The sequence below is a fragment of the Paraburkholderia sp. JHI2823 genome (assembly GCF_038900695.1).
GTDB classification, from domain to species: domain Bacteria; phylum Pseudomonadota; class Gammaproteobacteria; order Burkholderiales; family Burkholderiaceae; genus Paraburkholderia; species Paraburkholderia mimosarum.
Genome location: NZ_JAYMRY010000333.1, coordinates 1 through 399 on the forward strand (window position 1 = coordinate 1; position 399 = coordinate 399).

Consider the following 399-nt stretch of genomic DNA (forward strand, 5'->3'; position numbering starts at 1 on the left):
TCCTTGTTTCATCGGCTATGCACCTCATGGGCATTCCAGGGCACACCGCCTACGCGGCGACCAAGGCCGCGTTGCGTTCGTACGCTCGCACCTGGGCCGCCGAATTCAAGGATCGCGGCATTCGCGTCAACATGCTGAGCCCTGGTGTCACCGACACCCCGATTCTCGACGCCCAGTCGGCGACCCGCGAGGATCTGGTGAGCATGTATCAGAGCATGGTCCCGCTCGGTCGACTCGCGCGGGCCGACGAGATGGCCAGCGCGGCGCTCTTTCTCGCCTCTGGGCAGAGTTCCTATATGACGGGCGCGGATTTGATGAATGACGGTGGTATTGGCCAGGTTTGAGGGCCGAGGCTCGCCGTTCATGCCAGTCCGACATTAAAAGGAATGCACCATGACC

1 protein-coding gene is annotated in these 399 nt (G+C 61.9%); it reads left to right on the plus strand.

From position 1 onward, the window contains the following. Positions 1-344, plus strand: a 344-nt coding sequence (locus VSR34_RS38875) for an SDR family oxidoreductase (RefSeq protein WP_342965296.1), incomplete at its 5' end; no start/stop codon positions are given. Between the last annotated feature and the right edge of the window lie 55 nt (positions 345-399).